The organism is Alkalicoccobacillus porphyridii (assembly GCF_007293315.1).
Lineage (GTDB): Bacteria > Bacillota > Bacilli > Bacillales > Bacillaceae_D > Alkalicoccobacillus > Alkalicoccobacillus porphyridii.
Genome location: NZ_VLXZ01000184.1, coordinates 1 through 278, shown reverse-complemented (window position 1 = coordinate 278; position 278 = coordinate 1). Strand labels below are relative to the sequence as shown.

The following is a 278-nucleotide window of genomic DNA, read 5'->3' as shown; positions in this document are numbered from 1 at the left end:
GTATTTCGGTGGCTGAGTTACGCAAACTCAACCAGTTTCGTACGTTTGCTCGAGGTTTTGATAATGCCCGCCAGGGTGATGAACTGGATGTCCCGGCACAAGTTAGTGAAAAAAAATTAACCCCGCCGCCGGGTAATAGCAGTGACAACCTCGAGCAACAGATAGCCAGTACTTCACAGCAAATCGGGTCTCTGCTCGCCGAAGATATGAACAGCGAGCAAGCGGCAAATATGGCGCGTGGATGGGCCTCTTCTCAGGCTTCAGGCGCAATGACAGAC

1 protein-coding gene is annotated in these 278 nt (G+C 51.8%); it reads left to right on the top strand.

Annotation, left to right across the window (positions count from 1 at the left end):
* A partial coding sequence (locus FN960_RS23960) for a hypothetical protein (RefSeq protein WP_221936850.1) occupies window positions 1–278 on the top strand: 278 nt, incomplete at both ends.